Annotated in this window: 3 protein-coding genes; all 3 read left to right on the top strand. The window is 52.8% G+C overall.

The window, feature by feature from the left end; all coding sequences use genetic code 11:
• Nucleotides 1-779 precede the first annotated feature (779 nt).
• From P7F28_RS15625 to P7F28_RS15615, 3 genes are read left to right on the top strand one after another with little or no spacing between them, the layout of a single operon-like run.
• Nucleotides 780-1,181 (top strand): PAAR domain-containing protein, encoded by a 402-nt coding sequence (locus P7F28_RS15625; protein WP_277185427.1) that lies wholly within the window; start codon nt 780-782, stop codon nt 1,179-1,181.
• The gene (locus P7F28_RS15620) at nt 1,178-1,705 is read left to right on the top strand and encodes a PAAR domain-containing protein (protein ID WP_277185426.1); all 528 of its coding nucleotides are present in this window, start codon (nt 1,178-1,180) and stop codon (nt 1,703-1,705) included. Before P7F28_RS15625 ends, P7F28_RS15620 begins: the two co-directional genes overlap by 4 nt.
• Nucleotides 1,705-2,394 carry a M35 family metallo-endopeptidase gene (locus P7F28_RS15615; RefSeq protein WP_277185425.1) on the top strand — a complete coding sequence of 230 codons (690 nt, stop codon included), beginning with the start codon at nt 1,705-1,707 and terminating at the stop codon, nt 2,392-2,394. The genes P7F28_RS15620 and P7F28_RS15615 overlap by 1 nt, the downstream gene beginning before the upstream one ends.
• Nucleotides 2,395-2,404 lie beyond the last annotated feature (10 nt).

Raw genomic sequence — 2,404 nt, 5'->3', positions numbered from 1 at the left:
CTCGGTACGGATCTACAAGCACCTCTATTTCCTTAACAAAGCGGTACGCGCTCATCCGCGCGGCGTGTCCGGCGCTCACGCGCCAACGCCGTAGGGGTCTATAAGGGAAACACAGAGAATGCGTAGTATCACGAACTTTCAAGCGTCATCGCTTGAACGCTATTCGGCCGTACCGTTACTTTGAGGCGGGCGGAAACAGAAGCGCTAAACAACGTAGGGCCGAATAGCGTTATCGCGATGCGATTTGCTTTGGCGTTGTCTGCGCGCTCTGCCGGTTTCACACGAATAACGCATCTTCAAGATCGACGAGGAAGGCGTTTGAGCAACGACTCGATGACGCATGGACAAGCGTGAAGCTTCGATTGATCAAAGGTGTAAGCATAGGATTTCGACCTTTGGAGACCCGAGAGCGTGAAGACAAAAAAAGCTGGCGCTATGTCTCGTGGGCTTGGTACGACTATCCTTGGTAGCGCTTCCGGCCTGACCTGATGCAACCATCGAAGTGATTCGATGTGAAGACGAAGCGCAATCGCGTCTTTATGCACCACCCATGCATGTTGTACGGCTCGACAACTCACCGCGAAACATACGTGTGGTGCGACTTACGCCCGCCGACTGACGGACGAAGAGTGAGCGTGCGCGGACCAAGCGACCGGGCAACAAGCGTTGGCGTGCTGAACAAATGTCAATGCGACCTTTCTTGACACCGCCGTGTTAGACGCACGCTATGCTGAGTTGACCACTTATCCGAGTGGCATCGAAAAGCTGGAGATGGGTCCTTGGACAATAACAAGCATAGCGAATCTATGGCGTCTGTCGAAATGTCAGAAGAGAACGGTACGAAGTATTTCTTTGCGACGCTTGGTTCGCTCACAGAACGTGGCGGGCGTGTCACTCGTGCAACGGGTACGTGGACGATAGCGGGTCACCAACTCGCGCGCGTTGGCGATACGGTGACCTATGACGATGGTAGTGAAACAACCATCATTGATGGCGCTGGCGCAGCAGCCGTAAACATTAATCGTTCAGTAGCGTTGGTCGGTAGCAGCCTGAAGAACGGCGACCGGATTGTTGAGTCTCCTCAAGAGCGAGTCGGCCTATTTGTCCGCCACGGTCGCGTTATTTCCGGTCTGTTCGATCCTACCTATGTTGCGCCGGATTACGCTGCGGGGGCTGCATGACCGATCGGTTAGTCGCCAAGGGTGACTCGACAACTACGCAGGGCCGCGTGCTCGGCGGTTCCTCTTCCTGGTATGCCTCCAACGGTCAGACGCTGGCCCGACGCAACGACCTCGCCACGTGTGGAAAGTGCGAGGGGGCTTTTCCCATACTGGGAACGGCAAGCACGTGGCTCGATGGTGGGCTTCCAACAGTCAAACACCTTGACCGCGTATTGTGCCCTTGTGGAGAAAACCGCGTGCTTTCGGGCAATTGGGAATTTCTCTTCACTGGCGGCGGAGCGCCCAGCAGTGGTGCAGCCACAACGGCTTCGTTCGCGAATACGCCGCCGGTCGCTTCCGTTTTCGATGAGGAATACGTTCTCCGTGACAGTAAGACCGGCCTGCGACTCGCGAATGTGTTTTACCGATTGACCAGCACGAGCGGGATGATTGTTGAAGGCATGACGGACCAATCAGGAAAGACGCAGCGCATCAAAACCAGTGCAGCGCAAGAGATTAAAGTTGAAATCAAGGAAGCAGAGTAATGACGCAGGAATACTTCGAAGTACATACGTCGATGACGAACACTGTTGAAGGTTCATCCGTCACCGTCGATGTGAACACGGCGCGCATATGTGAGAACATGACAAATGCTCAGTTTCGTATACTCATAATGAAACTCCGCGACATCGCGGTGAAGATGATCGATGTGCGACATGGTGCGTTGCTTAACACGTGGACCACGGAAAAACAGCGGGTTAAAACGTGGTTCGGCAGCGAAGACGAACAAATCCGCCAAATGTTGATCGATGGATTGCCACGCCTCAAAGCGGCCATGCTGGAACTCAATCCGGGCAAGTTCTTCCGATTCGATGACGAAAAAGGGCAAACGACAAGCTGCTTACCGTCCGTGGATAATGGCAATACCGATGCTGCGATCTGTAAGCCCGATTCGAAGCGACGAATTATTTATTTCTTTCCGCATTTCTGTACATCGCATGCCGCAAAGCTTGATGACGAAAACAAGCTCAAGAATTTGATCCATGAATGCACGCACTTTACCGATACTTTTAATTCAGACGATGTAGCTTATGGGTACGGGAAAGCCTTGCAAATCTGGGCATCAATGAATCCGACAAAGACCGCTAACAACGCGGATTCAATCGCCTGTTACATCACGTATCAGGAATCGGCAAATTTAGGTACGGATGCGGAGCTATACGGAAGCAAATGAAATCAAAAAT

Source organism: Caballeronia sp. BR00000012568055, from assembly GCF_029439455.1.
Taxonomy (GTDB): domain Bacteria; phylum Pseudomonadota; class Gammaproteobacteria; order Burkholderiales; family Burkholderiaceae; genus Caballeronia.
Note: the sequence above shows the minus strand (reverse complement) of the source record. Positions and strands in the feature narration are given on the sequence as shown.